Raw genomic sequence first — 26,621 nt, 5'->3', positions numbered from 1 at the left:
GACTGAGCAGGTCGATGCCGGCCCTGGTGTCCGTGATGGTGATCCGGTCTCCCTGGGCATGCGTGATGCGCAGTGGGCTGCTTATGTCGTGAGTCTCCTGACGGCAGACAGAAAGCGCTTACCGAAGACGTATGTCGACCCGCGAAGAATCGTCAACGCGCTTCGGCGGGCCCGTCTCGACCGTGGTCAGCGAGAGGTGGCAGGAGCGTTCGGATCTCGCCGGCCGCATCAGTCCAGCAGCAGCTCGGGATCGTAGAGATCGAGCCAGAGAGCCAGATCCAGGGTGCGCTCCAGCCCACGCCGCGACGCCTGGGTGATCTGCGGGAGTTCACGGTGCGCGGCCCGCTTCAGCCGGTCCCGGTCCACGAGTTCGAAGACCCGGTGGGAGGGCCGGGCCAGCAGATCTTTGGCCTGCTCCTGCAGGGCGATCGCGTACTTCGGATCCTGCGTGGACGGATACGGGCTCTTCACCCGGTCGTACACCGACTGGGGGAGCACATCGCGGGTGGCCTCCCGCAGCAGGCTCTTTTCCCGGCCGTCGAACGACTTCAGCGACCATGGCGTGTTGTACACGTACTCGACGAGCCGGTGGTCGCAGTACGGCACTCGGACCTCCAGGCCGACGGCCATGCTCGTCCGGTCCTTGCGGTCCAGGAGCACCCGCACGAAGCGGGTCAGGTGCAGATGGCAGATCCGCCGCATCCGGTACTCGAAGTCGGACTCGCCGTCCAGGCGGCGGATCCCGGCTGTGGCGGCCGCGTAACTGTGGCGGATGTACCCGGGCAGGTCGAGCGCGTCCGTCAGGTCGGGGCGCAGGACATCGGCGTCGTCCCCGAAGTGCTCCGCGAACTTCACCAGCCACGGGAAGGTGTCGGCGGCGCGGGCCTCTTCGTCGAAGAACTGGAGGTAGCCGCCGAACACCTCGTCGGCGGACTCGCCGGACAGGGCCACCGTGGAATGCTCGCGAATCGCCTTGAACAGCAGGTACAACGACGCGTCCATGTCGCCGAAGCCCATCGGCAGGTCACGGGCCCGGATCACTCGCGCCCGCACGTCGGGATCGGCGAGCGCCCGGGAGTCCAGCACGATATCGAGGTGCTCGGTGCCGGCCGCCCGGGCCACGTCGTGCACGTACGGGGTGTCGGGCGTGGCACGCAGCTCGTCCGCGACGAAGTTTTCGGCCTGCCCCACGAAGTCCACGGCGAAGCTGCGCACCGTCTCGCCGCGTTCCGCGAGATGCCGGGCGGCGATGGCGGTCATGGCGGACGAATCCAGACCGCCCGACAGGAGTGTGCAGCGCGGCACGTCGGAGACCAGCTGGCGGCGCACGATGTCGTCGAGCAGCTCGCGCACGGTGGCGATCGAGGTGGTCTGGTCGGCGGTGTGCGGCCGCGTCTCCAGGGTCCAGTAGGTGCGCCGGTGCAGCCCGTCGCGGTCGACGGTGACGACCGTGCCGGGCTCGACCTCGTGCATCCCGTCCCATACGGCGTGCCCTGGTGTCTTCACGAAGGCGAACAGCTCACGCAGGCCGTCCAGGGTGACCGCGCGCCGGGTGAGAGGGTTGGCGAGGATCGCCTTCGGCTCGGAGCCGAACAGCACGCCGTCCGCCGTGGGGGCGTAGTAGAAGGGCTTGATGCCCATGCGATCGCGGATCATCACCAGTTTCTGCGTACGGGCGTCCCACACGGCGAAGGCGTACATCCCGTTGAGCCGCTCGGCCACCGCGTCCCCCCACTCCAGGTAGCCGTGGAGCACGACCTCGGTGTCGGAGTCGGTGGTGAACCGGTGTCCGAGACCGGCCAGTTCGACTCTGAGCTCGGGGTAGTTGTACGCCTCGCCGGAGTACACCATCGCCACGTCGCCCTGCGGGGTCCGGGCCGTCATCGGCTGACGGCCGCCCGGCAGGTCGATGATGGCGAGCCTGCGGTGCCCCAGGCCGGCCGGGCCGTCGAAGAACGTGCCGCTGTCGTCGGGGCCCCGGCACGCCATCGTCGCGGTCATCGCGTCGAGTACGGCGGAGTCGGACCGCAGATCGCGGTCGAAGGAGATCCAGCCGGTGATGCCGCACATAGATGCCTCCTGCCTATGGCTCGACCTCGCGAGGCATCGCCGCGGATCTTCGCGTGCGCATCTCTCGCGACAACCGAACAACATGTATCTCGCACTTATATAACGAGCGTGCGCCTTCCCGTTGCAATCGTCAACGCGACGACGCTCCGACGGCCCCGGGAGCCCCGCCGTTCGGGCCCGCCCGGGCGCACGGCGAGCTGATCAATCGGTTCCGTATATCTGCGCTGCGCAGGGATTGCGTACGACCGGGTCGAGGCCCGCACACGGCTGTTCGGCCACCGGTGAAGTCTTGATCAGTCCTGATGCCGACCGTGCTCTGCCCGGAGCACCTGCTGGAGTTCGCCGGTGTGCTGCTCCACAAGATCCGGACGGTGGTGGTATGCCGCCGGAGTGTTCTGGAACAGGGCCACGCGCCATGATCCGGAACCGTACTCGGCAACCAGGGTCTGCACCGCATTCACCGCGGCATTCAGCTCGGACTGTCCCGGCGGCACCATCCCCGCGATGGCGCGCAGTATCGCCGCGTTGCCGCCCAGCGGCCGCACCTCACGCACCTTCCACACATATGCCGCGGTCGGATGGTCGGCGAAGATCGGTGCGAGATGACGTTTCACCTCCGAGCCGCGCACCTGGCTTCCGTCGAACCCGATCATTGCGGCATCAGGGGCGAACAGCGCCGCATAGGCGTGAGCGTCGCGGTGGTTCCAGGCGCGGAGCAACTCTTCGTAGAGGTCCCGCACCGCAGGCGTCACGGACTCCTCATGGGGGCTCTCGTTCATGGCGCCGATCCTGCCACGGTCCGCGCCGCCGAGGACCTTGGCAGGCGTGACCATCGTGGTGTGTTGCGCCCTGCCCCGGGGGGCGCCGCCTCAGCGGCAGCTCGCCGATCAGCCGCCCCGCCGACGAGAGGTGGTTCGATGCTGGAGGCCGAGCTTGAGTCTCCAGCAGGGGGAGACCGGAAGGTGGGGGCATGGACGGCGACTCGCTCTACTCGATCGGCGATCTGGCCCGGCGCACCGGGCTGACGGTCAAGACCATTCGGTTCTACTCCGACCGCGGGATCGTGGCGCCGACAGACCGCAGCCCGGCCGGCTACCGCCTGTACGACATCGACGCCGTTGCGCGCCTGGACTTCGTGCGGACTCTTCGCGCTCTGGGGTTGGACCTGCCCACGATCCGCAAGGTCGTGGACCGCGAACTGCCGCTGCCCGAGGTCGCTGCGGCACACGCCGAAGCGCTGGCGGTACAGATCCGCACCTTGCGCCTGCGGCGCGCGGTGTGGACAGCAGTGGCCAGGCGAGGGCCCACCCCTGAGGAGATGGAACTCATGCACAGACTCGCCAAGCTCTCCGAAAAGGAACGCGAAGGCCTGATCGCCGAATTCCTCGACGACGTCTTCGCCCACCTGCACACCGACCCCGCATTCACGGCGGTGATCCGCACGATGACACCCGAGCTGCCGGACGACCCCGAGGCGGAGCAGGTCGAGGCGTGGGTGGAGCTGGCCGAACTGTCCCAGGATCCGGACTTCCGCGCCGCTGTGCGGCGGATGGCGGACGACCAGGCGGCCGAGCGCGCCCAGGGCGACACCGCGGTGGTGCACCGCGACCTGGCCGCAGTCGTCCGTGACCAGGTCGGCCCCGCCCTGGCAGCGGGCGTCGCCCCCGCCTCGGCCGAGGCCGGTCCTGTCGTCGCCGCGCTCACAGCTCATTACGCGTGCGTCTCCGGTCACGGGGATGACAGCGATCTCAGGCGCCGGCTCCTGACCCGGCTGGAGACTGTGAACGACCCGCGCAGGGAGCAGTACTTTCAGCTCCTCGCCGTGATCAACGGCTGGCCGGCCCCACAGAGTCTGACCACGGTGTTCGACTGGTCCATCCAGGCGTTGCGCGCCCGGATACGGCGCGCAGGGCCGTGATCGCATCGCCGGTGAACCGGTCCCGGGCGGCCGCCGGCAGCCCGGGACCGGCGGTCGGCCCGTCCGCGGGGTCGATCCGCACCCGCCCCGGGTCAGCACGACCGAAACCGCCGGAACACGAGGTGCCGGACACCGAGTGAGTGGTTGAGGTACAGTTTTTGAGTCCTGTTGTCTCCGATAGAGGTGGACGTTGCGCATCTGAGGTTCGCGATCATCGCGCGGTACGGCATCGCCCGTACGCCCGTCACGCTGCTGCCGGCTTTCCTGCCGCCCGTGACCCCGCGTGGATGCGACCTCGGTGTATGAGCCGTCCTTCACCCTTCGGAGGACCACACCCCCGTTTTTCTTGCCGGTTCGGTCGCCGCGTGGTGCTCGCATACGAAGCCCCCTGCCCCTGCGCTTGCGACTGCGAGAATCATCATGACCAACCCCAGTGCGCCCAGCACCTCCGTGACCTGCTCCGCCCTGTCCTTCCAGTGGCCGGACGGCACGACCGTCTTCGACGGGCTCTCCCTCACCATCGGCCGGGGCCGCACCGGCCTCGCGGGCGCCAACGGCACCGGCAAGTCCACGCTGCTGCGACTGCTGACCGGCCAACTACGCCCCTCACAGGGGTCGGTGACCATCGGCGGCAGCCTCGCCTACTTGCCGCAGAACATCACCCTCGACACGACGCTCCGCGTCGACCAGGCCCTGGGCATCGCCGGGCGGCGCGTCGCGCTGCGCGCCATCGAGTCCGGAGACGTCGGCGTCGAGCATTTCGAGACGATCGGCGACGACTGGGACGTCGAGGAGCGGGCCCTGGCAACACTCGGCTCACTCGGGCTCGGCGACGTCGAACTGGACCGCACCGTAGGCCAGATGTCCGGCGGGGAGACCGTTCTGCTGCGCCTGGCCGCGCTGTTGCTGGAGCGTCCCGACGTACTCCTGCTCGACGAGCCGACCAACAACCTTGACCTGTTCGCACGCCGTCGGCTCTACGAAGCCGTCGACTCCTGGCGTTCCGGTGCACTGGTCGTCGTCAGCCACGACCGTGAGCTGCTGGAGCGGGTGGACCGCATCGCCGAACTGCGCTCCGGTTCGGTGAGTTGGTACGGGGGCGGCTGGTCCGCCTACGAGGAGGCGGTGGCCACTCAGCAGGAAGCGGCCGGCCGGATGCTGCGGGTCGCCGAAGCGGATGTACGCCGGCAGAAGCGCGAACTGGAGGAGGCCCGGATCAAGGCGGCGCGACGCCAGCGGCACAGCAAGAAGATGGATGCCGAGCGGCGGGCCCCGAGAATCGTCGCCGGTGAGCGCAAGCGGTCCGCGCAGGAGTCGGCGGACAAGCTCCGCGGCCTGCAGGAGGACCGGCTCCATGAGGCGCGCGAGCGGCGCGAGGAGGCAGCGGACGCGATCCACAACGACGCCGAGATCAGGGTGAGCCTGCCCCATACCGCCGTGCCCGCCGGCCGCACCGTGCTGAGCCTGCACGACCTGCGCCTCCGGTTCGGCAAGCTGCGCGAGGGCAATCTCCAGGTGCACGGGCCCGAACGCATCGCGTTGGTCGGGCGCAACGGAGCCGGGAAGACCTCTCTGCTGCGCACCCTCACCGGGGAGCTTGCACCGCTGTCCGGTGAGGCCAGGACATGGGTGCCGCTGCGGTTCCTGCCGCAGCGCCTGGATGTGCTGGACGAGGAGTTGAGTGTCGCAGCGAACGTGACGCGCCTGGCTCCCGGCGTCACCGACAACCACATCCGCTCCCAGCTCGCGCGGTTCCTGTTCAAGGGGGCACGCGCCGAACAGCCGGCGGGCACCCTGTCGGGCGGCGAACGCTTCCGGGCCGCCCTCGCGGCGACCATGCTCGCCGCACCGGCCCCGCAGTTGCTGATGCTGGACGAGCCGACCAACAACCTCGACATGGCCAGCGTGCGACAGCTGACGAGCGCGCTCGACTCCTACCGGGGCGCGCTCCTGATCGCCAGCCACGACCTGGCCTTCCTCGAATCGGCGGGCATCACCCGCTGGCTGCTCCTCGGTGAGGAAATCCAGGAGACGAGCGCCGAAGAGGTCCGCGACCTGCTCGAAGCGCCGGAGGCCGACTGAGCCCCCCCCGCGGGGCGGATGAGCCCGGGACTCACTGATCCGGTGCCTGCGCGGCCTCGTCGGCGGCGGCCGTGTCGGTACGCGCAGGCGGCGGGGGCGCGGCCAGGTGCGCGAGCATCTGAAGCCGTTCCCCCGTGGGGGAGCCGGGCTCGGCGTGGTAGGCGATAAGCATCTGACCGGGGGCGCCGGGAAGCGCGAGTTTTTCGTAGTGGAGATCGAGAGGACCGACCTGAGGGTGGAGCAGGCGGGTGACGCCGCTCGTCTTCTGCCGTACGTCCTGGCGGGCCCAGAGCGTGCGGAAGCGCTCGCTGTGCAGGCTGAGTTCACCGATCAGCTGGACGAGCTTGGGGTCGTCGACGGCGGCTGCGCTGACCGACCGCAAATAGGCGACGGCCTTGGCGGTCATCTTGTCCCAGTCCCGGTAGAACTCGCGCATTTCCGGTTCGAGGAATGCGGCTCGCAGTGAGTTGATCCCCGGTGCGAAGAGGGGGTTGAGCGCGATGGCCATCGGGTTCGCGGCCAGCGTGGTCATGTAGCGGCCATGGACGAGGGCGGGCGTGGTGGGCCAGCCGTCGATCAGGTTCTGGATGCTTGCGCTCACCCTCTCAGGGTGGGAGGGCCGACGGGTGGCAGTCCGGGGCGAGCGGGCGAGCGCGTGCAGGTAGACGCGGGCGTCGGTTTCGAGCCGCAGGGCGCCGGCGATGCTGTCGAGGACCTGGTCGGAGGGGTGCCGGTCGCGGCCCTGTTCCAGACGCAGGTAGTACTCGGCGCTGATGCCCGCGAGCAGGGCGACCTCCTCCCGGCGCAGACCGGGCACCCGTCGGCGGTCTCCGGCGGGCAGCCCGACATCCTCGGGGTGCACCTGTTCGCGGCGGGCTCGCAAGTAGTCACCCAGCTTGCTTGCTGTTGCCATGAATCCCAGGGTAGGTCCCGTCGGCCGCCGCATCCTGTCCCTGTCGGTACCAGGGACAGCGGGGCCTGGTCGGTCTGGCGGGCCGAACCTAGTGTGAACAGGAACCAGCCGCAGGCGCCCGGAGTCCGGCTACGGCACACAACGCCGCGCGAACAGAAATGAGCACGTCGCACCATGACCGACCTTCTGCGTACGCCCTTCGGATTCTCCTCGACCGCCGACGACGTGATCGCCGGGATCGACCTCACAGGTCGGCGTGCGTTGGTCACCGGCGCGACATCCGGTATCGGGGTCGAGACCGCGCGCACCCTGGCCGCAGCGGGCGCCGAAGTGGTCCTCGGAGTCCGGCGCCGCGAAGCCGGTGACCGCATCGCCGCACAGATCGCCGAACGGACGGGTAACCCCCTGGTGAGCGCCAGTGCACTCGACCTCGGCGATCTGCGGTCGGTGGCCGCCTTTGTCGCGTCCTGGGGCGGTCCGCTGCACATCCTGATCAACAACGCCGGGATCATGGCACTGCCCGAGCTGGAACTGACCCCGGAGGGGCACGAACTCCAGTTCGCCACGAACTACCTCGGTCACTTCGCCCTGACCAGGGGGCTGCACGACGCACTCGCCGCGGCTTCCGGCGCCCGGATCGTCTCGGTCAGCTCGAGCGCGCACCTGTTCTCGCCGGTGATCTTCGACGATCTGGACTTCCGCTTCCGCCCCTACGACCGGTGGGCGGCCTACGCCCAGTCCAAGACCGCTGATGTGCTGCTCGCGGTGGAAGCCGACCGTCGGTGGTCGCACGAGGGCATTCTCGCCAACGCCCTCAACCCCGGGGCGATCGCCACCGGGCTGCAGAAGCACACCGGCGGCCTGCAGACCCCCGTCGACAAGCAGAAGACGCCCGCGCAGGGCGCCGCCACCTCCGTGCTGCTCGCCGCATCGCCCCTGGTCGAGGGTGTCGGTGGCCGCTACTTCGAGGACTGCAACGAAGCCCCGGTCCTGCGTGCCAAGCCCGCCATGTTCGGCGGCGGAGTCGCCCCGTGGGCGCTCGACGCCGACAACGCGGAGCGGCTGTGGGACACCTCGACCGAACTCGTCGCACGCGCCACGGCCGTGCACTGAGACCCGGATCGCTCTCCTTGCCCCACCGTGTCGACACCGAGGCCGGTCGACGCACGGTCACGTCGCAACCATCGTCGGATGGCTGCGACGTGACCGTGCGCGCTGTCCCGGAGTCAGAGGGTGGGGAGACCTGTCTCGGAATGCGGGGCTCGGATGTGTGGCTTCGCCGTCTCTGTGGCTCGTAGATGGGTCGCGTCGAGGAGCATTGGTGAAGGATCGGCGGACGCTGGTCGGGTGGCTCGTCCCACTTCGCCCGGTGAATTCTCCCCGCAGACCTCGGTCCGGGGCCGGACCGGGAGCGGCGGGCGGTGCACGGTGGACGCCGGAGCCTCGGAGTACGGCGGCACCTGCTGCGATGCGCCCCCGCTCTGCAACACGTAAATGAGCGCGGCGATGACGGCCTCGTCATCGACGGTCGCTGTCCGGGCGACCTGCGGGCGCGTTCTCACCGAAGGCAACAACGGCCGTGCGATCTCCCGCAATCCACCCGGAACACTCCATCCACGTCGCCCGATTTCCTTGATCCGCTCCAAGGCATACGCATTGTCCGTGTGTCCGTCTCCGGCCGGAAGCGCCAGGGCATCCCTGCGCTCCTGAATGCGCTCGAACTGGCAGATGATGTCTGCTACTTGGGATGGGTCTTTCAAGGATCCGGTGGCGAGCTGCTCCTTTGTGTCCAGAAGTTCGCGGTACATCGCTCCATATGTGCTGCACAGCTTGATGGATTCGTCCCCGCGATCGCTCAGGCCGATGGCATGGGGGGCGATGATCGCCAACGCGGCGAGACCCGACAGTACCGAGATAAGCACCTGCGCAGTGAGGTGCGAGGACTCTCCGATGACGGGCCAGGCCAGGAGCCCTGTGATAAGGCTGAGTGCTGCGGCGGTGGAGGTGTACAGACGGACTTTCTGCACCAGTCGAGCCGCTTCCCTCGGCATTCTGTTTGCCCAGTAGCCGGCACTTTCGATGCTTTCCTCGAGCCGCTGCGACATTGCTGCGTCAGCCGGGTTCTTCGACCCTCTGAAAATCTTGGACAGCAGTTTCATGACACCTCTCACGATCGGAGGGCGGTGGGTGAACAGTGACATCCCCGGCTCGTACTTCTGGACACCAACGCACATACAGTCGGTTTAATAACCTGGGTGGAGTAGTACGGGTTGTTTCGGCTGCTTCGTCAGTGGTCGTGCCACTCGTCATCCGAATCCGTGACCGGCGCTCGCAGACTGCGGTAGCTGCCGGGGATGGTTGCCCCACCGGGTCGTGCCCGGTCGCTGGGTGCCCGGATGGGCCGCGTGCGAATTCCGTCACGCGTTCGGCGGTTACTTCGCACGCGGGCCGTCATGTACGGGTTCGACAGGTTCGAGTCCGCCATCCGCGACACGCGGGGCGCTCGGTTGACGCTTGAAATGGCATAGAGGGTATACGGGGGACCGGGCGCGGATTGCACGTGCATGTGGACGTCCGGAGGAGGCATCCGCCGAGGAGTTCCCCATGCCGGAAACCCCGGCCCGATTCCGACGGGCCGGGGTTTCCGTGTTGGGCGGGTGGAGCTGTTACCACTTGTTGCCGTAGTGGTCCCTGACCACTCGGAAGCTGCCCACGACGCCATTGCGAACCTTCACGCCCCCGTGGACCTGGCGGGTGAAGACACCGTTGCTGGTGCTCCAGGGGCCGACAGTGGCGACCGGGGAGCCGTTGTCGCAGGTCGCCCCGCGGAAGACCTCGACGGTATGGCGGCTGTCGTTGCGGACGTTGAAGCTCCGCGAGCCCAGGCCGCTGACCACAGTGATGCAGCCGTCCGGCTGGGCGGAGTACGTCCGCTCGTTGAAGTGGATCCTTCCCTCGTAGTGGTAGCCGCCGCCGTAGCCGCCGCCGCCGCCGCCGCCGCCGCCGCCGTAGCCCTCGTTGCCCTTCCCCTCGTTCCCCTTCCCGGCCCCAGCGTTTCCAGTGTTGCCACCGTCACCGCCGAAGGGAGCCGCGGCCGGAGCCTGGACGGACGGGGCGGCCTGCGTGGATCCAGCGGCCGCTGCGTAGGTGATACCAGTTGTAGCGAGAACCGCGGCGCCAACTACAGCGGCGGTCACTGCGACGGAACGCGTGGTCATGTCACTTCTTTCTTCTCAGAGACGTCGGCTGGGCTGCCGACCTGTCATTGAAAGTACTGATTGTCTGTTTATCTGTCATATCCGACATGCCGTAAATATGAAATTTGTCACTCAATTGGCAGTATGTCGCTGGTTCCGGGACGGCGCCGGCGCGCACCGCACCGTCCTGAATAACCGTCATCGCCGCCCACATCCGGCCCCCTTGACTGCGGCTGCGGCCTTTCGCACTTTTCCGGAGCACCGTCACGAAGACGCTCTGGCGACGTCGAGCTACGACTGCCGCAGCCGCGTGGGCACCCATGCCGCCGCACCGATGGGCGGGTGCGGTGGCAAGCGCAGGCGGCGGCGGGTCGGTGCTCGGAACTGGAGGTGTCCCCTTGTGGGCGGCGCCGCCGCCCGGTTTCGATACCCGGGCATCTGCGTCAGGTCCGGCCCGGTGGTTGAACTCGTAGCTGGAGGTAAGGGTGCAGCGGGCGAAAGTCCGGGCGAGCGAGCTGAGTCCACATCCGTCGATGCCGACCTCTTCTTGAGGCTGCCCGGCACGGTATTCCATGCGATGGCTTTCCTCGTGCGGCACGCCTGGCGGTGTCCGAGAACCTCCAACAGACTGATCAATGGAGTGATTGGATCCCACTCGGTGTCAGGTCGCTCACAGTGCGGGGGTACTGGAAATGGCGCGGGGAGAGGCCCTGCGAAGCCAGTGGCAACGTGTGGGATGTGATCGAGTTGCTCTTGCACCCGCCGAGCGGTCACCGGCTCGATACGCTTCGGCCTCTCCGCGCCCGTCGGCACCTTCACCCACACCCTCGGACGGCCGCACCGTCGTCGTCACCGTCCCTCAGGAGCAGCCCATGACCACCGAGCAGGAAGCCCGCGACGCCATCCTTCACGCGTTCGGCGATACGGCACACGTCGAGGTGGAGACCTTCCCCGGCGGAAACCTCTCCATCACCATCACCAAGGGCAAGCACGCGGCAACCATCGACGGGCACCCCGAAAGCGGTTGGGGCTGGAGCGTCGACCCGGGCGAGGACGACGGCTTCAGCGGTCACGAGAACGTTGCGACCACCCTCGACGAGGCGCTCGCCGACGTGCGCGCCGCACTGATCTGATCCGGCGGGCCCGAGGACGTGGCCCGGCCTCGTCGTTCGTCTCGTCGAGGCGGCGTGATTCGGCAGCAGGCCGTGGCAGAGGTCAGGCGCGCGGCGCGGGCCCCGTCGATTCACGCAGTACGAGATGGGTGGCGAGCTCCACGTGCAGAGTGTCCACAGTGTGGCGCTCCAGCAGTCGCATCAGCAGTGAGACGGCCATCCGGCCCATCTCCTCCAGCGGCTGGCGGACCGTCGTCAGCCGGGGCACGGTGCTGCGGCCCAGATCGGTGTCGTCGAACCCGGTGATCGACAGATCGTCCGGCACCCGCAGATTTCGTTCGTACGCGGCCCGCAGGGCTCCGACCGCCGTCTTGTCGTTGAACGCGATCAGTGCAGTGGGGCGTTCGGGCAGGTCGAGGAGTTCCCCCGCGGCTTCATAGCCTCGGTCGGCCGTCGGCTCGATGTTGCGGAGCAGGGCGGGAGAGGGCAGCAGTCCGGCCTCGGCGAGCGCCGCGGCGTGGCCGGCGATGCGCGACTGGCTGGCCAGCCAGTCGCCGGGGCCACCGATGACGCCGATGCGCCGGTGGCCCAACTGCACCAGATGCGTGGTGACGGAGCGGGCCGCAGTCAGGTGGGCCGCGGAGACCGAGGCGATGTCCCTGGACAGCGGGCTTCGGGGATCGACCACCACGAAAGGGAAGTTCAGCGCTCGCAGCGCTTCCAGCTCCGCTTCCGGCTCGGGTGGCAGGAGCAGCACTGCCCCCGCGATTCCGGATTCCTGCGGCAGCCCGGCCAGCACTCCGGCCCGGCGGCCGGCGTCGCCCGCACTGAGCACCACGCGTCTGCCGTGCAGTTCCAGCGTCTCTGCGATCGAGGAGACGATTACCCCGAAATAGTCGGTCAGCACATACGGGCAGCGCACATAGATAGCACCTCCCGCAGCCCCGCGCCTGACGAGGGCGGGTGCGCCCAGTCGCTCGACCGCCCGGTGTACCAGTGCCCGCGTCTCGGAGGCCACATGGTCATGCCCGTTCATCACACGCGACACCGTGGCGATCGACACGCCCGCCTCCGCCGCGATCGCACGCACCGTGACTCGGGCACGCCTCGGCTCAGCCACTTGTTACAGCATTTCGTTTCATGGGCGCAGCATAGCGGGGGAGCGCTCACGGGCTGAGAAAGGCTTGACAGCTCAAGTCAGTTGGCGATTTTCTGTGAGCACGTCGAAAAAGTTTCCAAGATGTTTCAGTTTGTTTCATGGCAAGTTTCGGCAACCCGCCACCTGCGGAGCACGGCCGGTGTCCGCCGTCTCCGCCCCGTCACGGCCCTTCGCCCTCAGCTCCAACCGCGCCAGCGAGGAAACGACTTATGAAACGTGTCCTGGGTGCCGCTGCCTTCACGGCCGCCGCCCTCTGCCTGACCTGTCTGCCGGCCACGGCGACCACCGCACACGCACCCGTGTCATCGAAGCACCACCCGGCGGCGCCCCAGGCGCAGGTGTGGCTGACCACCGCCGACGGCGCGCAGGAGTTGCGGCAGCAGGAGCCGGTGGCCTTCCACCCCGGGCCATCCGACCTCACCACCATCACCGTCGACCCCAATCAGAGCTTTCAGCGCATGGACGGCTTCGGCGGCGCGCTCACCGACTCCTCCGCACACGTCCTCGCCCAACTGCCCCGCCGGACGAGGGACTCCGCGATGCAGAAGCTCTTCGACCCCGAGGAGGGCATCGGCGTCGGCTTCGTACGCCAGCCGGTCGGCTCCTCCGACTTCACCGCCGCAGCCACCCACTACACCTACGACGACGTCCCGGCCGGACAGACCGACTTCGCTCTGCGGCACTTCAGCATCGCCCACGACCAGCAGGAGATACTGCCGCTGCTGCGCCAGGCGAAGAAGCTCAATCCTCAACTCACCGTGATGGCCACCCCCTGGAGTCCGCCTGCCTGGCTGAAGGACAACGACTCCCTCGTCGGCGGGCACCTCAAGGACGATCCGAAGGTGTACGACGCGTATGCCCGCTACCTGGTGAAGTTCGTCCAGGCATACGCCGCCGCAGGCGTGCCGGTCGACTACCTCACCGTTCAGAACGAGCCGCAGAACCGCAAGCCCAGCGCCTACCCCGGCACCGACCTGCCCGTACGGCAGGAGGCCAAGGTCATCGAGGCCCTCGGGCCGCTGCTGCACAAGGTCAGTCCGCGCACCAAGATCCTGGCGTACGACCACAACTGGACCACCCACCCCGACGACATCGCCACAGCCGAAAAGCTCGGCGAGGACCCGGAGACCGACTACCCCTACGAGGTGCTGGACAGCCCGGCTGCCAAGTGGATCGCGGGCACCGCCTACCACTGCTACTCGGGCGACCCCAGCGCACAGACAGCCCTGCACGACACGCACCCCGACAAGGGCATCTGGTTCACCGAGTGCTCCGGCTCGCACGGCGCCACCGACACACCCGCGCAGATCTTCCGCTCCACGCTCACCTGGCACGCGCGCACCATCACCGTCGGCACCACCCGTAACTGGGCCAAGTCCGTCGCCGACTGGAACCTCGTGCTGGACGCCGACGGCGGCCCGCACAACGGCGGTTGCGACACCTGCAGCGCGCTGCTCGCCGTCCAGCCGGACGGCACCGTCACGACCAGCGCCGAGTACTACACCATCGGCCACCTGGCGAAATTTGTACGCCCCGGCGCGGTACGGATCGGCAGCACCAACTACGGCACCACCGGCTGGAACGGCCGGCTCACCGATGTCGCCTTCCGCAACCCCGACGGTTCCTCCGCACTTGTCGTCCATAACGAGAGCGACGACCCGCGCAGCTTCGCCGTCGCAGTCGGCGACCAGACGTTCGACTACACCCTGCCGGGCGGCGCGCTGGCCACCTTCACCTGGCCGAAGTCGACGGCCCTGACCAGCCGACTCCACGAGGTTCCCCTGGACGGCGCCCACGCCACCACCCAGCCCGCCGGTCAGGGCGCGGCCGGCCTGGCGATCGACGCCGACGGTTCGACCCGCTGGTCCAGCGGACAGGCTCAGGAGCCCGGTCAGCACATCGAGATCGATCTCGGCAAGCCCACCGCCTTCCGTCGTGTCGCGGTCGACAGCGGCGACGAACCCGGGGACTACGCCAGGGCGTGGGAGGTCTCCGTCAGCGACGACGGAACCACCTGGCACACCGCGGCCACCGGTACCGGAACCGGCCAGCTCACCAACGTCGACCTGCGTCCCACCACCGCACGCCACGTCCGCGTGACAGCGACCGGCACCGCCGGCAACTGGTGGAGCCTGGCCGACGTCCGCCTCTACCGCTGACCACGAGGACCATCGGCTGCCGGCTCGGTCTGTGACATCGGACGGGCCGGTGGCAGATGGGGCGTGGGGCCGGAGGGCGCCACATCCGCAGAGGGCCCCCGGGGCCGCGGCGTACAGAGTGCCGGCGCAGGCCGCGAGTGCCCTGCTGCCGCCTGAGAGGCCCGGCGCGGGGTGCTCCCTGAAGGCGGCGGGGCCTGTCACCGGCTGCCGGGTGCGGAGTCTGCCGTCGGCGGTCACCGCCCACAGCCTGCTGTTCATCGTGGTGAGTGCGACAGCGCCACCCGCGTGCCGCATCGCCGGGACCGACTCCGTGGCCCTCGCGCAGATCGATGATCTCGATCCCCACCGGGGCGGGCGGTTCGCCTATCGCGACCGGCCCGCCGTCCACATCCGGGAACCGGGTGCGCAGCGCTTCGTGCCGTGCGACGACGCCGTCGAACGCGGCCTGCAGGGCCTCGGCAGACAGGCCCCGTTCCTTGATCCCCACCGCACCGGTCCCGGGCAACGGCAACGTGAGAAGGCGTCAGGAGCGCGAGTCAATGGTCTGGACCAAGTGGGCCTGTATCCGTGGGCTCGGGGGGCATTCCGTCTCCCAGTGGACGGAGCTTCGCAGACAGCCGGCCGAAAGTGGGCAGGGTGCAACCTGAGGCACCGTCAGGGCACCTCGTCCTGCGGATCGATCGGCAGACACACCTGAAAGCGGGTGTCGCCCGGCTGTGAGGAGACCCGGATGTCCCCGTGATGCTTGTTGACCACGATGCGGTAGGTGATGTCCAGCCCCAGCCCAGTACCCTCACCGACCGGTTTGGTGGTGAAGAAGGGCTCGAAGATCCGGGGTCTGATGTCAGGCGGAATCCCTGCGCCGGTGTCGGCCACCTCCACGAGCAGGTGGGCCTCCTCCCGCCACGTCCGGATCGTCAGCGTGCCCCCGGCAGGCATGGCGTCGACGGCGTTGATGATCAGGTTGGTCCACACCTGGTTGAGCTCGGCTCCGAAGGCCAGGATCGGCGGTAGTTCACGGTCATACTCCTTGACCACCACGACACCGGACGGGATCTTCGCCCGCAGCATCGTCAACGTGGCATCGAGCAACGTGTGCACATCCACCGTCTGGTGCGGCGCCCGGTCCAGCTGCGCGTACTGCTGTGCGGCGCCGACCAGTCCCGAGATGCGGGTCACGGCGTCATCGATCTCTCCCATCAGAAGTTCCGCATCGATGGTGTACGCCAGCCACCTCACCGTGGAGCCGAGATTGTCCTCATCGATGGTGTCGGCCACCTCGGTCAGCCACGGCACGCCGATGTCCGCGGCGACCAGAGTCGGTGCAAGCTCCCAGGCCTCCGTGACCCCGCGGTCCTCGAGCCAGTCGCCGACGGTGTCCTCCGCATCTGCAGCGGCCAGCGCCGGCAGACCGGAAGCCGCGGCGGCCTGTCGAACCGCATCGTCCTGCAGCTCCACGAGACGATGCAGCTCACTTCCGTCCAGTCGGCCGTCAGCGATCATGGCGAGCTTGTGGCGCATAGCGGTCACTCGCTCCCGCAGAGCCGCGGTGGCCCGTACAGCGGCTGCCGCAGGATTGTTCAGCTCATGCGTGAGCCCTGCCGACAGCGACGCCAGGGCCAGCAGCCGCTCGCGCTCATTGACGATGGCATTGGCCGCACGCGTACCGAAGAACAGGCCCTCCAGCAGGTGAAGTGCCATCGGGAACCATGTGCCTACCGCGGTCGCGAAATCATCGGCAGGCAGTACGAAGAACTCGGCATCGGTGACAGCCCGCATGGTGTGGGGATACCGCTGCTCGACGCGGTCCCCGAGGTACGCGCGAGTCGCCCCGCTGTACACACCGCGTTGGTCGGTGCGGGTGACCTCCACCTCGTCGCCGTGCAGCACACGGCTGACCGCGATCGCTCCGCTGAGCAGCACGAAGAAGCACGTGGCCCGCTCGCCCTCCGCGTACACCACACTTCCGGCAGGCAGTTGCTCCGCACGGCCGCGTTCTGCCAGCCAGTCGAGCTGCTCATTGCTGAGCTCCTCGAACAGGAACAGAGTCCGCAACTGCGCCGGTGACAGATGTGCTGAGGTGGTCACTGCGCCTCCAGATAGCGGTGCACCAGCGCGACGGCCATGGCTCCCTCGCCGACGGCCGACGCGACACGTTTGACCGAGGAGGAGCGCACATCCCCCGCAGCGAAGACACCGGGCACGCTCGACTCCAGGTGGTACGGATCCCTCGGCAGCCGCCACCCGGCCGGCCGCTCCCCTCCGGCCACCAGGTCGGGGCCGGTCACCACGAATCCGCGCGCATCGCGGGTGACCACCCCCGCCAGCCACTCCGTATGCGGCTCGGCCCCGATGAAAATGAACAGCCACGACGCGGCAACGGTGCGTACGGTGCCGGACCGGCTCTCACGGAGGGACAGCTGCTGCAGGTGTCCCTCGCCCTCGGCGCCGACCACCTCGGTCCACGGGTGGATGTCGATGTTGGAGATGCCGTTGATCTGGTCGATCAGATAGCTGGACATGGAACGGCTCAGATCACCTTGGCGGATCAGGACATGAACACACCGTGCGTAGCGTGAGAAATACACCGCCGCCTGCCCTGCGGAGTTGGCACCGCCGACGATGTACACGTCCTCGCCCGAGCAACTGGGCGCCTCGGTGACGGCGGACCCGTAGAAGACACCAGCCCCGGTGAACTCCTCCAGCCCGGCGGCGGCCAGCCGCCGGTACGACACCCCAGTGGCGAGGACCACGGTGTGCGCGGCAATGGAGCTCTCCGGACCCAGGTGCAGCACCCGGCCCGATCCCGCCACCTCCAGCGCGACAGCCTGCTGCGCGCTGAGGATCTCCGCCCCGAACTTCAGCGCCTGACGGCGGGCCCGCTCGGTCAGCTGGGAACCGGAGACGCCGTCGGGGAAGCCGAGGTAGTTCTCGATACGGCTGCTCTGACCGGCCTGCCCGCCGGTCGCCTGCTGCTCCACCAGCACCGTACGCAGTCCCTCCGAAGCGCCGTAGACAGCAGCTCCCAGACCGGCCGGCCCTCCACCGACCACCACCAGGTCATAGAAATCCGAGGCCGGAACGGTGCTGAGTCCGACCTGCGCGGCGAGCTCCCGCTCGGTGGGGGAGACCAGAGTCTTTCCGTCCGGAGTGACAACCAGCGGTACATCGGCCGCGGACAGCCCCGCGGCAGCCAGAAGGCGCTCCCCCTCCGGCTCGTCGGACAACAACCAGCGATAGGGGACGAGATTGCGGGTGAGGAAGTCGCGGACCGCGAAGGAGGGAGCGGACCAACGGTGCCCGACCACGCGGGTCTCCATGTCTCCTGGATCGGGTGTGGCGTGCCACAGGTCCAGCAGCGTGTCGATCACCGGATAGAGGTGCTGTTCCGGCGGACTCCAGGGCTTGAGGAGATAGTGGTCGAGGTCCACGACGTTGATGGCGTCGATGGCCGCTTCCGTGTCCGAGTAGGCGGTCAGCAGCACGCGACGGGCGAGCGGAAAGAGGTCCATGGCCGCCTCGAGGAACTCGATGCCGTTCATCTGGGGCATGCGATAGTCGGCGAGCATGAGAGCGAGCGGATCGCCACGGAGCTTGAGCTCACGCAGTGCTTCCAGGGCATCGCGGCCGGAGAGTGCGCGCAGGATGCGGTAGCGGTCGCCGTACTGCCGCCGGATGTCGCGGGCGACCGCCCGGGAGACTGCCGGGTCGTCGTCGACAGTCAGGATCGTCGGGTTCGGCATGTCTCCATCATTGTCGCAAAGGCCAGGAAATGGCGGCCGCAGTCAGCGTGGCGCAGGCCGGCCGCGGCCGGCCCGGCGACCCGGCGCCCTCCACCGATCGGTGTTGCCCGGAGGCACCTGTGGTGCCACACCACCCGAAACGACCTCGGCAGGTTGCAAGAACGTCCTACGTCAGCCGGTACCGCTCCGAGTCGGGCGCCGGCCGTGTGGTGGAATTCCGAATCACCACCAGCGAACGCGCTGGAGCCCGCAGGCGGGCCGCGGCGCATACCGCAGCCGGCTGCGGGGCAGTGCTCCCGCATCGGTGGCGCTGTTTCCCGGCACCTGCCGGGCGGAGCCGCCCGCGGCCCCGCCCGCCCCTCGCCCTCAGGAGTACGCATGGCCTTCGACGTCGACGCGGTCCGCGCGCAGATCCCCGCCCTGAAGTCCGGCTCTGCCCGCTTCGACGCCCCCGGTGGCACCCAGACACCGCAGCCCGTGATCGACGCCATCATGGATGCGCTGGCCAACCCGCTCGCCAACCGGGGCCGTACCACCGAGGGCGAGCGCAACGCGGAGGCGATCGTGGCCGGCGCCCGCTGCGCGCTGGCAGACCTGCTGGGAGCCGATCCGCGGGGCATCGTGTTCGGCCGCAGCTCCACCCAGCTCATCTACGACCTGTCCCGCACCCTGGCCAAGAACTGGGGCCCGGGCGACGAGGTGGTCGTCAGCCGACTCGATCACGATGCCAACATTCGCCCCTGGATCCAGGCCGCAGAGGCCGTCGGCGCCACCGTCCGATGGGCAGACTTCGACGCTGCCACCGGCGAGCTGACGACCGAGCACATCGCCAGGGTGCTCTCCGGACAGACCCGTCTCGTGGCCGTCACGGCAGCGTCGAACCTCATTGGCGCCCGCCCCGACATCCCCGCCGTCGCCGACCTGGTGCACCGGGCCGGTTCCCTGCTGCACGTGGACGCTGTGCATTACGCCTCGCACGCCACCGTCGACCTGCCTGCCCTCGGCGCGGACTTCCTGGTCTGCTCGCCGTACAAATTCCTCGGCCCGCACCTGGGTGTGCTGGCAGGCCGTCCCGAAATGCTGGAGACGCTGCGGCCGGACAAGCTGCTGCCCTCCACCGACGCGGTTCCCGAGCGCTTCGAACTGGGCACTCTGCCGTACGAGCTGCTGGCCGGGGCCCGCGCGGCGGTGGACTTCCTCGCCGGTCTCGCCCCAGGGGCCCACGGCACCCGCCGGGAACGGCTGATCGCCGCCTTCGAGGCGATCGAGGCCCACGAGGACGCCCTGCGGGCCCGCATCGAACAGGGGCTGGCCGCCCTAGGCGGCGTCACCGTGCACTCCCGGGCCACCCGGCGCACCCCGACCCTGCTGCTCACCCTGGTGGACCACAGCGCGACCGCCGCCTCGCAGTACCTGGCAGAGCACGGCATCGATGCTCCGGCCGGGTCCTTCTACGCGCTGGAGGCATCCCGCCGGCTCGGACTGGGCGACGAGGGCGGGCTGCGGATCGGCCTGGCCCCCTACAGCAGCGACGAGGACGTCGATCGGTTGCTGGATGCCATGTCCGGCTTCCTCGGCACCCCGCCCGTCACTGGCTGACCGGGTGGCGCACCCGGTCCACCCGACCAACGGCTGAGCGCCGCCACCGGCAGATCCGGCCGGGTCTGCCGCCGGCCTCGCCCGCGGCCATGCGGGCGGCCTCGCGACTGTGCCCAGCGGTGACACCAGCAGGAACCACCAGAACCACCGCCTGCCCAGGGACGCAACAAAGCCCCACCGGTTGGGCGCGCCGTGGGAGATGCCGATCAGTCGTGTGACCGCGTACGGGCTCAGGGGGCCATTGACCCCCGAGCCCGGCGGCGCACCGCTGCGGGCCCGTCCCCTCCCGTTCGGTTTCCCTGCCGCCTCCGGCCCGCCCATGCGCACGACCGCGCGACGCCGAATCAGTCCCGCTGCACCGTCCGCGTGGTGTGCCGCCACCGGATCGGTCGCGCACGGCCAGAGGCCTGGATTTCCCGCCGGTTCGCGCGAATAACCCACCCCTCCCACCGCCGATACGGAATGTTTATCCAGCATTACGGCGAGCGAATGAAGCGCCCCTGATATGACACAGGCCACATGATCCGCGTCACTCTTGTGCTGATTTACGGCATTTGTCGTGTGGGGTGAGCCACGTGACGGGCGCCACTCCGAAACCGGATAGTGGACACACCGGGCCTTGCTCCCGGGCTCCGAAGGCACTTCACCGGCCAATTCTCATACCCGGTACGAATACCGGTAGTAAAAAGGGGGCGTTGACCCGGGTTTCCCCCTCCCTAACAATTCTGGGAATCACCCGGCGACGGAAAAGGAATTACCGAATGCAGCTCACCGCGATGCCCAAGAAGTTCGCCCGCCTGACCAAGACCAAGAAGATCTCGCTGGGCATGGTCACCGCCGGTGCCGCGATCGTGGCCAGCACCGTCGCCGGCGCTCCGGCCGCCTCGGCCGCCACTCCCGCCCAGTCCGGCGGCAGCGTCCACAACTGGATCAACCAGTCACTGGAGATCATGCACGCCAAGGGCATCCCCGGCAGCTATGACGGCATCTACCGCAACCTGATGCGCGAGTCCTCCGGCAACCCCAACGCCATCAACAACTGGGACTCCAACGCCACCAAGGGCATCCCGTCCAAGGGCCTGCTCCAGGTCATCGACCCCACCTTCAACACGTACCACGTCAGCGGCACCTCGACGAACATCTACGACCCCGTCGCCAACATCACCGCCGCCTGCAACTACGCCGCCCACCGCTACGGCTCCATCGACAACGTCAACTCCGCCTACTGACCACTCGGCGCGGCCATACGACCGGATCCCACCCAACGCACCGGTCCCCACATGACGCAGCCGGTCCCGGCCGGTCAGCCCACCAAGCAGGCACACCTCACGGACCACCGCAGACGCGGAGTTCGAGACCGGCCCGCCGACGACGTTCCGACAGTCGCCCACGGCACCCCCTGACTCCGTGACGCACAGACGCACCCGCGCACTGCGGCCGCGGTCAGGGCCCCCGGCCCCGCACGGCTTCCGGCGAGACAGCGTCCACAGCGGTCCGCACACGGAACTGACGCGGATGCATTGAGCCGCAGGCTGTTGATGGCGGAAGCGTGCCCCATAGGCATGGCGGCAATCAGAGGCAAATGCCGACGCCCACGTCCCTGGCGGGCGCGCAACGACGGCTACGGCACCTCGCTGCGTTGTCGGAACACCCGAATGCGCGCCATACGAGGACGCCCCTCCGCCTTGCGATGCACCGCATCCGAAGCCGCGCGCCGTTACTCCAGGGATTGCGGGACAGCCGTCAGCCGTGCAGCCAGATCCGCAGGGGACCGACCGGCTCGAAGCCGTGGCGGACCGCGGCCGCCAGGTCATCGCCGTGCTCGTAGCCGACCACAGGCAGGGTGGGGAACAGCCTGTGCACCGCATCCAGTACGAGTGGCCAGGCTGCTTCAGTGCCTCCGTCCAGTGCGAAGACATTGGAGATTCCGACCACCTGGTCGCTGCGGCTCGCGATCGCTCCGGCGATCACCCGGCCGCCAGGGGACTGCCCGGCGAGCACGAATGTGGCCGGGTCGTCGAGCAGTTCGGTCCGGAAGAGACCCGCGTTGCCGTCCCCGTCGTCCCAGGCGAGCGCCCAGGCGCGCAGCATGTGCGGGTCGCCCACCACGTCCCAGTCAAGCCCCGAGGGGATGGTGGGCGCACCCGCCGGGCGGTGGATCCACTGCGCCTCGAACAGTACCTGGAAGCCGGCCTTCGTCAGGTCGAGGTCAGCGAAACTGTCCTTGATGGAGGCGCCGGGCACGGTGGTGTCGATCCGGGCTGTCAGTGCGGCCGGGTCGGCGCCCGGCACCAGCGTCACCGCGTCGGGGTAGTACGGCGGCGTACGGGTCGGGGCGGCCCAGGCCTGTGTCCTGAACTCGCTCGCCAGGTCGTGCGATCGACTCATTGCCGCACACCACTCGGCATTGTTGCGGGCGGCGGTCCGGACCAGGAGATGCTTCGGCGTCGTCACGAGTGCGGATCTTGCCCCGTCCCGGCCAGGCTGTCGAACGGATTTCCACTACCCGCAGGTCGGACGCTCCGCTCGAAGGCGCATGGCCCAGCTCCCGGGGACGGTTGACGGCTTCGACGCTCCCCGTAAGCGGAGACCGGGCCCGCCCGGCACCCACAGGCGTGCGCCGTTCTGTGAGCCATGCCGCCGTGGCGGCGGGCGTCGCCGGATGGTGACGGCCCTGACGTCATCGGTGTGATGTCAGGGCCGTCCCGCGGGTCCGGCGTGGGGCACCGGATTACTGGAGTTTTCTAGCACATCGGTGCATAGGGGATGTAAGCGACACGCGTTGTCGAAGTGAAGCGCCCCCTCACGTGCGATGGATCCGCCGGACGCTTCACCGATGGCCCGGTCGAAGCCGCGCCGTCAGGTCGGCCTGGCGCCCCGCCGGCGGGGTGGACCGTGGTGCCGGCGGGGCGCGCTGACGCCGTTTTGGTGCGCGAAAGGCATGCGTTCGGTCGCCGCGGCGGTGGGTGCCCATGACGGTCGTTCAGGGGCCGAGAGGGTGAGCGGCCGTCACGAATCACCCAGAAGGCCTAGCCGTATGTCATATAGGCATATTTATAAGCATTTTGACGACACGTCAGCTCTGCCCGATGCGGCCGGTCGGCCCCCTGGGGTCACACGTTCGATATATCCGACATGACAGGTAAAGGTCCCATAAGTACTTTTATTTCAGGCCGGTTGCCCGGCCGACCCTCAGAGACAAGGGAGAATGACATGACGACGCGTACCGTCGCCGTGACCGCCGCCGCAGTGGGCGCCGCGGTCCTCGCAACTACCGGTATCACCTATGCCTCGGCCGCTGGTTCCCCCCAGGCCGCCCCGTCCGTCCAGCAGGCCGCGCCGGCCGTCCAGCAGGATGCTCCTGCGGCGGCTCCGCTCGGTGGCGATGGCGGAAACGCGGGCGGAAACGCGGGCGGAAACGCGGGCGGAAACGCGGGCGGAATCGCGGGCGGGAAGGGCCTTGAAGGAGGCGGGAAGGGTAATGAAGGAGGCGGCTACGGGGGTGGCGGTGGCTACGGTGGTGGCGGTGGCTACGGTGGTGGCCACGGCTACAAGTACGAAGGCCGGATCTACATCAACGAGCGGTCGTACTCCGCCCAGCCGGACGGCTGCATCACCGTGGTCAGCGGCCTGGGCTCGCGGAGCTTCAACGTCCGCAACGACAGCCACAGGTCCGTAGAGCTCTTCCGCGGGGCGACCTGCGACAACGGTTCCCCGGTCGCCACTGTCGGCCCCTGGAGCACCAGCAACGGCGTCTTCACCCGCAAGGTCCGCGGGGGCGTGAAGGTTCGCAACGGCGTCGTGGGCAGCTTCCGAGTGGTCAGGGACCACTACGGCAACAAGTGGTAACAGCTCCACCCGCCCAACACGGAAACTCCGGCCCGTCGGAATCGGGCCGGGGTTTCCGGCGCAGGGGGCAGACTCCGCGGTGGATGCACCGCTCCAGACGGCGCATCCACGAACCGTGCGATGCGTCCCATACACCCTCTACGCGATGATAGGTGTTCATCGAGTTCCCCGCGTGTCGCGGCAGCCGGACCCGGTCGGCTGCAGCCCTGCCGACCTGACCCCGCGGCCTGTGCCCGTGGGCGCACGATCGCCTGGCCGGTTGGGCTCAGGAAGTTCGCCCGTGATCTGCCTGAAGCTCCCCGAGCTCCTTGCGATGCGGGCCTGCGGACTACCCCGAAAGGGGGTCCGAACCGATGTCCGGAGAGGTGCGCCCAGGGGTGCACCGGAGGTACCGGCGGAGATGTGAACCACTCTTTCGTAGCGAGGCTGTCCGGGTTCCTGCGTGGTGGCCCGCCCGGTGCGATCCGCCGGACACGGTTCTTTTCCGGCACAGGCTGGGTCCGTCAGCCGACCTTCATTCGTTCACGGGTACGTCGGCGACACCGCCGCCGTCAGCACGCGGTGCGGGGCGCCGCCGCCGTCGGCCGCCACCGTGTAGAGGTCCGCGCCGTAGTCGCCCGGGAGTGCGTACGTGAGCGTGGCGTCGTCCTGCCAGACCGCCTGGTCGTCCACGCTGCGGGTTTCGGCCAGGGTGTGGTCCCTGAGCGTGCGCAGGTCCAGGACGTGCAGTCGCCACGGGGCGTCGGCGGGCAGGCCCTTGTCGCGGCTCTTGTAGGCGATGCGGGTGCCGTCGGGGGAGAGGGAGGGGCACTCCACGTTCGCCCGGAGCATGGTGAGCGTGCGGGTGCGCAGGTCGCCCCGCACCAGATACGTCCTGCCCTTGGTGGCGAGCGTCGCGTAGAAGTGCCGGTCGTCGGCCGCGAAGGTGACGCCCCAGAAGTTGACGTCCGCGGCCCGGTAGCGGTGGCCGTTCTTGCGTATTGCGAAGCCCTCCAGGCTCGGGGTGAGCTTGCCGGTGCGGGTGTCGAGGATTGCTGCGCGGGTGGAGAAGTTCGTGCCGGCGTAGCTGTCGCCGCCTACGAAGACCGTCCAGGCCGCCAGCCGCCCGCTGGGGGAGACCCGGGCGCGGGAGGGAATGCCGGGGATCGTGTAGTGCGCCCGTTCCCTGAGGTGCGTGTCGAGGATCGTGGCCCGGTAGCTGTCCTGCATCGCCCCGTGCACGGCCTGGAGGCAGAGTCCGGTGCCCGACGCCGCGTAGAAACGCAGGCACTTGACGCCCGATGCCGTTCGGGCACCCATGGGCGACGCCGCCGGGACCGTCGTCAGTTCGTCGCGGTGCGGCCCCCATGCCATGTTCCGGAACACGATCCGCCGCTTGTCGGTGAGCGTGACCCGGCCCGTGGCGACCGTCGGGCCGCCCGGCCGAGCCACGTCACGCCGTTCGGAGCGCGTGGCGGCGTGCAGCACGGAAGCCGTGGCGACCGCCGCGAGCACGGCGACCGCGCAGACGAGGACGAGCAGCTTGGCACGGGCGTTCGTCATACGGGAACCTTCGCGGTCGGGCCAAGACGGAACGAGAAAACGGCGCACACGGCGAGCGCCACCGCGGCCGCCAGCAGCGCCGAACGGTCGCCCCACGCCGTCCACGCGGCGCCGAAGGCCAGCGAGCAGACGAATCGGGCGACGGCCTGCCCGGTCTGCACCAGCGCGAGCCCCGACGAACGCAGCTCGTCGGGCACGCTCTCCGATGCCGCCGCCATCAGAATGCCGTCCGTGGCCGCGTAGAACGAACCGTGCAGGATGAGCACGACGTACGGGAGCGCCGTGCCGTGCCAGGACGAGAGCAGCAGTCCGTACGCGGCGAGCAGCGCCACGTGGCCGGCGAGGAACACCCGCCAGGGGCCCACCCGGTCCGCGAGCCGCCCCAGTGGCAGGGCGAGCAGCAGGAAGGCGGCGGCGGTCCCGATAGGCAGCAGCGCGAACCAGCGGTCGGGCGCGCCGAGGCGGCGCTGGAGCAGCAGGTAGACGAACGAATCGCTGACGGTGGCAAGGCCGAGCAGCAGGGCGCAGATACAGATGCGCCGGATGCCGCGCCGCTGTAGGAGGGCCAGGGCGGCTCGGAGCGTTGGGCGGGGCCGCTGGGCCGCCTGGTCGGTACGGCGTGCGGTGGCCCCGCCCGGCACGAACAGGACCAGCACCAGCACGCCGACCACCGCGACGCAGAAGCTCACCGTGAACACCGCGTCATAGCCGTCGACCGTGGCGCGCAGGATCAGGAATGCGACGAGCGGGCCGAGCAGGGCGCCCGCGGTGTCCATCGCGCGGTGGACACCGAAGGCACGGCCGCGGGCCTCCGGGGGCGATGACAAGGAGATCAGCGCGTCGCGCGGCGCGGTGCGCAGTCCCTTGCCGGTGCGGTCGGCCGCGAGGACGAGGCCTATGGGCGTGAGCGTGTGGGCGATGAGGAGGAGGGGTTTGCACAGCGCCGAGAGGCCGTAGCCGATGATCGCGACGGGCTTGTGGCGCCCGCCGCCCCGGTCCGCGAAGTGGCCGCCGACCAGCCGCACCAGGGCCGAGAAGCCGTTGTAGACGCCGTCCAGGAGCCCGAAGCCGAGCGGGCTGAGGCCGAGCCCCGCCACCAGGTAGAGCGGCAGGACCGCCGTCACCATCTCCGATGACACGTCGGTGATCAGACTGACCGTGCCGAGCGCCAGCACCGTGGGGGCGACCGCCACGCGCCGCAGGGCCGGGGGAGTACCCGGCCCGGCGGCGCGCTCGGCGGACCCCGCGCGGGTGGCGCGGCTGTCCGCTACGTACATG

At 69.0% G+C, this 26,621-nt stretch carries 20 protein-coding genes; 8 read left to right on the top strand and 12 right to left on the bottom strand.

Translation table 11 applies throughout. The features are described from left to right. Positions 1 to 228: 228 nt before the first annotated feature. Entirely contained in the window at positions 229 to 2,070 is a 1,842-nt protein-coding gene (gene asnB, locus ACWCP8_RS20750; protein ID WP_451117356.1) for an asparagine synthase (glutamine-hydrolyzing), read from the bottom strand. 293 nt (positions 2,071 to 2,363) lie between these two features. Continuing rightward, positions 2,364 to 2,903, bottom strand: coding sequence for an SgcJ/EcaC family oxidoreductase (locus tag ACWCP8_RS20745; protein ID WP_451117354.1), 540 nt, complete (start codon positions 2,901 to 2,903; stop codon positions 2,364 to 2,366). 137 nt (positions 2,904 to 3,040) lie between these two features. Here ACWCP8_RS20745 and ACWCP8_RS20740 point away from each other — a divergent pair, with 137 nt between their 5' ends. Both ACWCP8_RS20740 and ACWCP8_RS20735 read left to right on the top strand, forming a co-directional pair. Continuing rightward, positions 3,041 to 3,988, top strand: coding sequence for a MerR family transcriptional regulator (locus ACWCP8_RS20740; RefSeq protein ID WP_451117352.1), 948 nt, complete (start codon positions 3,041 to 3,043; stop codon positions 3,986 to 3,988). A 420-nt stretch (positions 3,989 to 4,408) separates the two neighbouring features. After that, positions 4,409 to 6,070, top strand: coding sequence for an ABC-F family ATP-binding cassette domain-containing protein (locus tag ACWCP8_RS20735; RefSeq protein ID WP_352269588.1), 1,662 nt, complete (start codon positions 4,409 to 4,411; stop codon positions 6,068 to 6,070). A 31-nt stretch (positions 6,071 to 6,101) separates the two neighbouring features. Here ACWCP8_RS20735 and ACWCP8_RS20730 read toward each other — a convergent pair whose 3' ends face one another. Then, the gene (locus ACWCP8_RS20730) at positions 6,102 to 6,983 is read right to left on the bottom strand and encodes a helix-turn-helix domain-containing protein (RefSeq protein ID WP_352269589.1); all 882 of its coding nucleotides are present in this window, start codon (positions 6,981 to 6,983) and stop codon (positions 6,102 to 6,104) included. 174 nt (positions 6,984 to 7,157) lie between these two features. Here ACWCP8_RS20730 and ACWCP8_RS20725 point away from each other — a divergent pair, with 174 nt between their 5' ends. Then, positions 7,158 to 8,096 (top strand): SDR family NAD(P)-dependent oxidoreductase, encoded by a 939-nt coding sequence (locus ACWCP8_RS20725; RefSeq protein WP_352269590.1) that lies wholly within the window; start codon positions 7,158 to 7,160, stop codon positions 8,094 to 8,096. Positions 8,097 to 8,209: 113 nt separating this feature from the next. Here ACWCP8_RS20725 and ACWCP8_RS20720 read toward each other — a convergent pair whose 3' ends face one another. The 3 genes from ACWCP8_RS20720 to ACWCP8_RS20710 all read right to left on the bottom strand — a co-directional run bounded on the left by ACWCP8_RS20720 (position 8,210) and on the right by ACWCP8_RS20710 (position 10,754). Continuing rightward, complete coding sequence (locus ACWCP8_RS20720) at positions 8,210 to 9,142, bottom strand: hypothetical protein (RefSeq protein WP_451117349.1); 933 nt, start codon at positions 9,140 to 9,142, stop codon at positions 8,210 to 8,212. A 507-nt stretch (positions 9,143 to 9,649) separates the two neighbouring features. Continuing rightward, entirely contained in the window at positions 9,650 to 10,201 is a 552-nt protein-coding gene (locus ACWCP8_RS20715) for a hypothetical protein (RefSeq protein WP_451117347.1), read from the bottom strand. 1 nt (position 10,202) lies between these two features. After that, complete coding sequence (locus tag ACWCP8_RS20710; protein ID WP_451117345.1) at positions 10,203 to 10,754, bottom strand: hypothetical protein; 552 nt, start codon at positions 10,752 to 10,754, stop codon at positions 10,203 to 10,205. 298 nt (positions 10,755 to 11,052) lie between these two features. Between ACWCP8_RS20710 and ACWCP8_RS20705 the strand changes: the two genes are divergently transcribed. Continuing rightward, entirely contained in the window at positions 11,053 to 11,313 is a 261-nt protein-coding gene (locus tag ACWCP8_RS20705) for a hypothetical protein (RefSeq protein WP_326601634.1), read from the top strand. Between the two features lie 82 nt (positions 11,314 to 11,395). Here ACWCP8_RS20705 and ACWCP8_RS20700 read toward each other — a convergent pair whose 3' ends face one another. After that, positions 11,396 to 12,412 carry a LacI family DNA-binding transcriptional regulator gene (locus ACWCP8_RS20700; RefSeq protein WP_352269596.1) on the bottom strand — a complete coding sequence of 339 codons (1,017 nt, stop codon included), beginning with the start codon at positions 12,410 to 12,412 and terminating at the stop codon, positions 11,396 to 11,398. 248 nt (positions 12,413 to 12,660) lie between these two features. On the opposite strand from ACWCP8_RS20700, the gene ACWCP8_RS20695 reads away from it, so the two are divergent. After that, positions 12,661 to 14,610 carry a discoidin domain-containing protein gene (locus tag ACWCP8_RS20695; protein WP_451117343.1) on the top strand — a complete coding sequence of 650 codons (1,950 nt, stop codon included), beginning with the start codon at positions 12,661 to 12,663 and terminating at the stop codon, positions 14,608 to 14,610. Between the two features lie 654 nt (positions 14,611 to 15,264). On the opposite strand, the gene ACWCP8_RS20690 is transcribed toward ACWCP8_RS20695, so the two are convergent. After that, complete coding sequence (locus ACWCP8_RS20690; protein WP_352269599.1) at positions 15,265 to 16,698, bottom strand: ATP-binding protein; 1,434 nt, start codon at positions 16,696 to 16,698, stop codon at positions 15,265 to 15,267. Further along, on the bottom strand, positions 16,695 to 18,353 hold the full coding sequence (locus tag ACWCP8_RS20685) for an FAD-dependent oxidoreductase (protein ID WP_352269600.1): 1,659 nt from the start codon (positions 18,351 to 18,353) through the stop codon (positions 16,695 to 16,697). The genes ACWCP8_RS20690 and ACWCP8_RS20685 overlap by 4 nt, the downstream gene beginning before the upstream one ends. Before the next feature lie 378 nt (positions 18,354 to 18,731). Here ACWCP8_RS20685 and ACWCP8_RS20680 point away from each other — a divergent pair, with 378 nt between their 5' ends. Both ACWCP8_RS20680 and ACWCP8_RS20675 read left to right on the top strand, forming a co-directional pair. Then, the gene (locus ACWCP8_RS20680; RefSeq protein WP_352269601.1) at positions 18,732 to 19,952 is read left to right on the top strand and encodes a cysteine desulfurase-like protein; all 1,221 of its coding nucleotides are present in this window, start codon (positions 18,732 to 18,734) and stop codon (positions 19,950 to 19,952) included. 761 nt (positions 19,953 to 20,713) lie between these two features. Then, positions 20,714 to 21,181, top strand: a complete 468-nt coding sequence (locus ACWCP8_RS20675) for a transglycosylase SLT domain-containing protein (protein ID WP_451117340.1) — start codon at positions 20,714 to 20,716, stop codon at positions 21,179 to 21,181. Between the two features lie 514 nt (positions 21,182 to 21,695). Here ACWCP8_RS20675 and ACWCP8_RS20670 read toward each other — a convergent pair. After that, the gene (locus tag ACWCP8_RS20670) at positions 21,696 to 22,340 is read right to left on the bottom strand and encodes a hypothetical protein (protein WP_451117338.1); all 645 of its coding nucleotides are present in this window, start codon (positions 22,338 to 22,340) and stop codon (positions 21,696 to 21,698) included. An 825-nt stretch (positions 22,341 to 23,165) separates the two neighbouring features. Between ACWCP8_RS20670 and ACWCP8_RS20665 the strand changes: the two genes are divergently transcribed. Continuing rightward, positions 23,166 to 23,801, top strand: coding sequence for a hypothetical protein (locus ACWCP8_RS20665; RefSeq protein ID WP_451117336.1), 636 nt, complete (start codon positions 23,166 to 23,168; stop codon positions 23,799 to 23,801). A 522-nt stretch (positions 23,802 to 24,323) separates the two neighbouring features. Here ACWCP8_RS20665 and ACWCP8_RS20660 read toward each other — a convergent pair. Then, on the bottom strand, positions 24,324 to 25,343 hold the full coding sequence (locus ACWCP8_RS20660) for a TolB family protein (protein WP_352272417.1): 1,020 nt from the start codon (positions 25,341 to 25,343) through the stop codon (positions 24,324 to 24,326). Further along, positions 25,340 to 26,620, bottom strand: coding sequence for an MFS transporter (locus ACWCP8_RS20655; RefSeq protein WP_352272415.1), 1,281 nt, complete (start codon positions 26,618 to 26,620; stop codon positions 25,340 to 25,342). The genes ACWCP8_RS20660 and ACWCP8_RS20655 overlap by 4 nt, the downstream gene beginning before the upstream one ends. Position 26,621 lies beyond the last annotated feature (1 nt).

This window comes from Streptomyces sp. NPDC002206 (assembly GCF_053593595.1).
The sequence above is the reverse complement of the archived record's forward strand: the minus strand, read 5'-3'. Positions and strand labels throughout refer to the sequence as shown.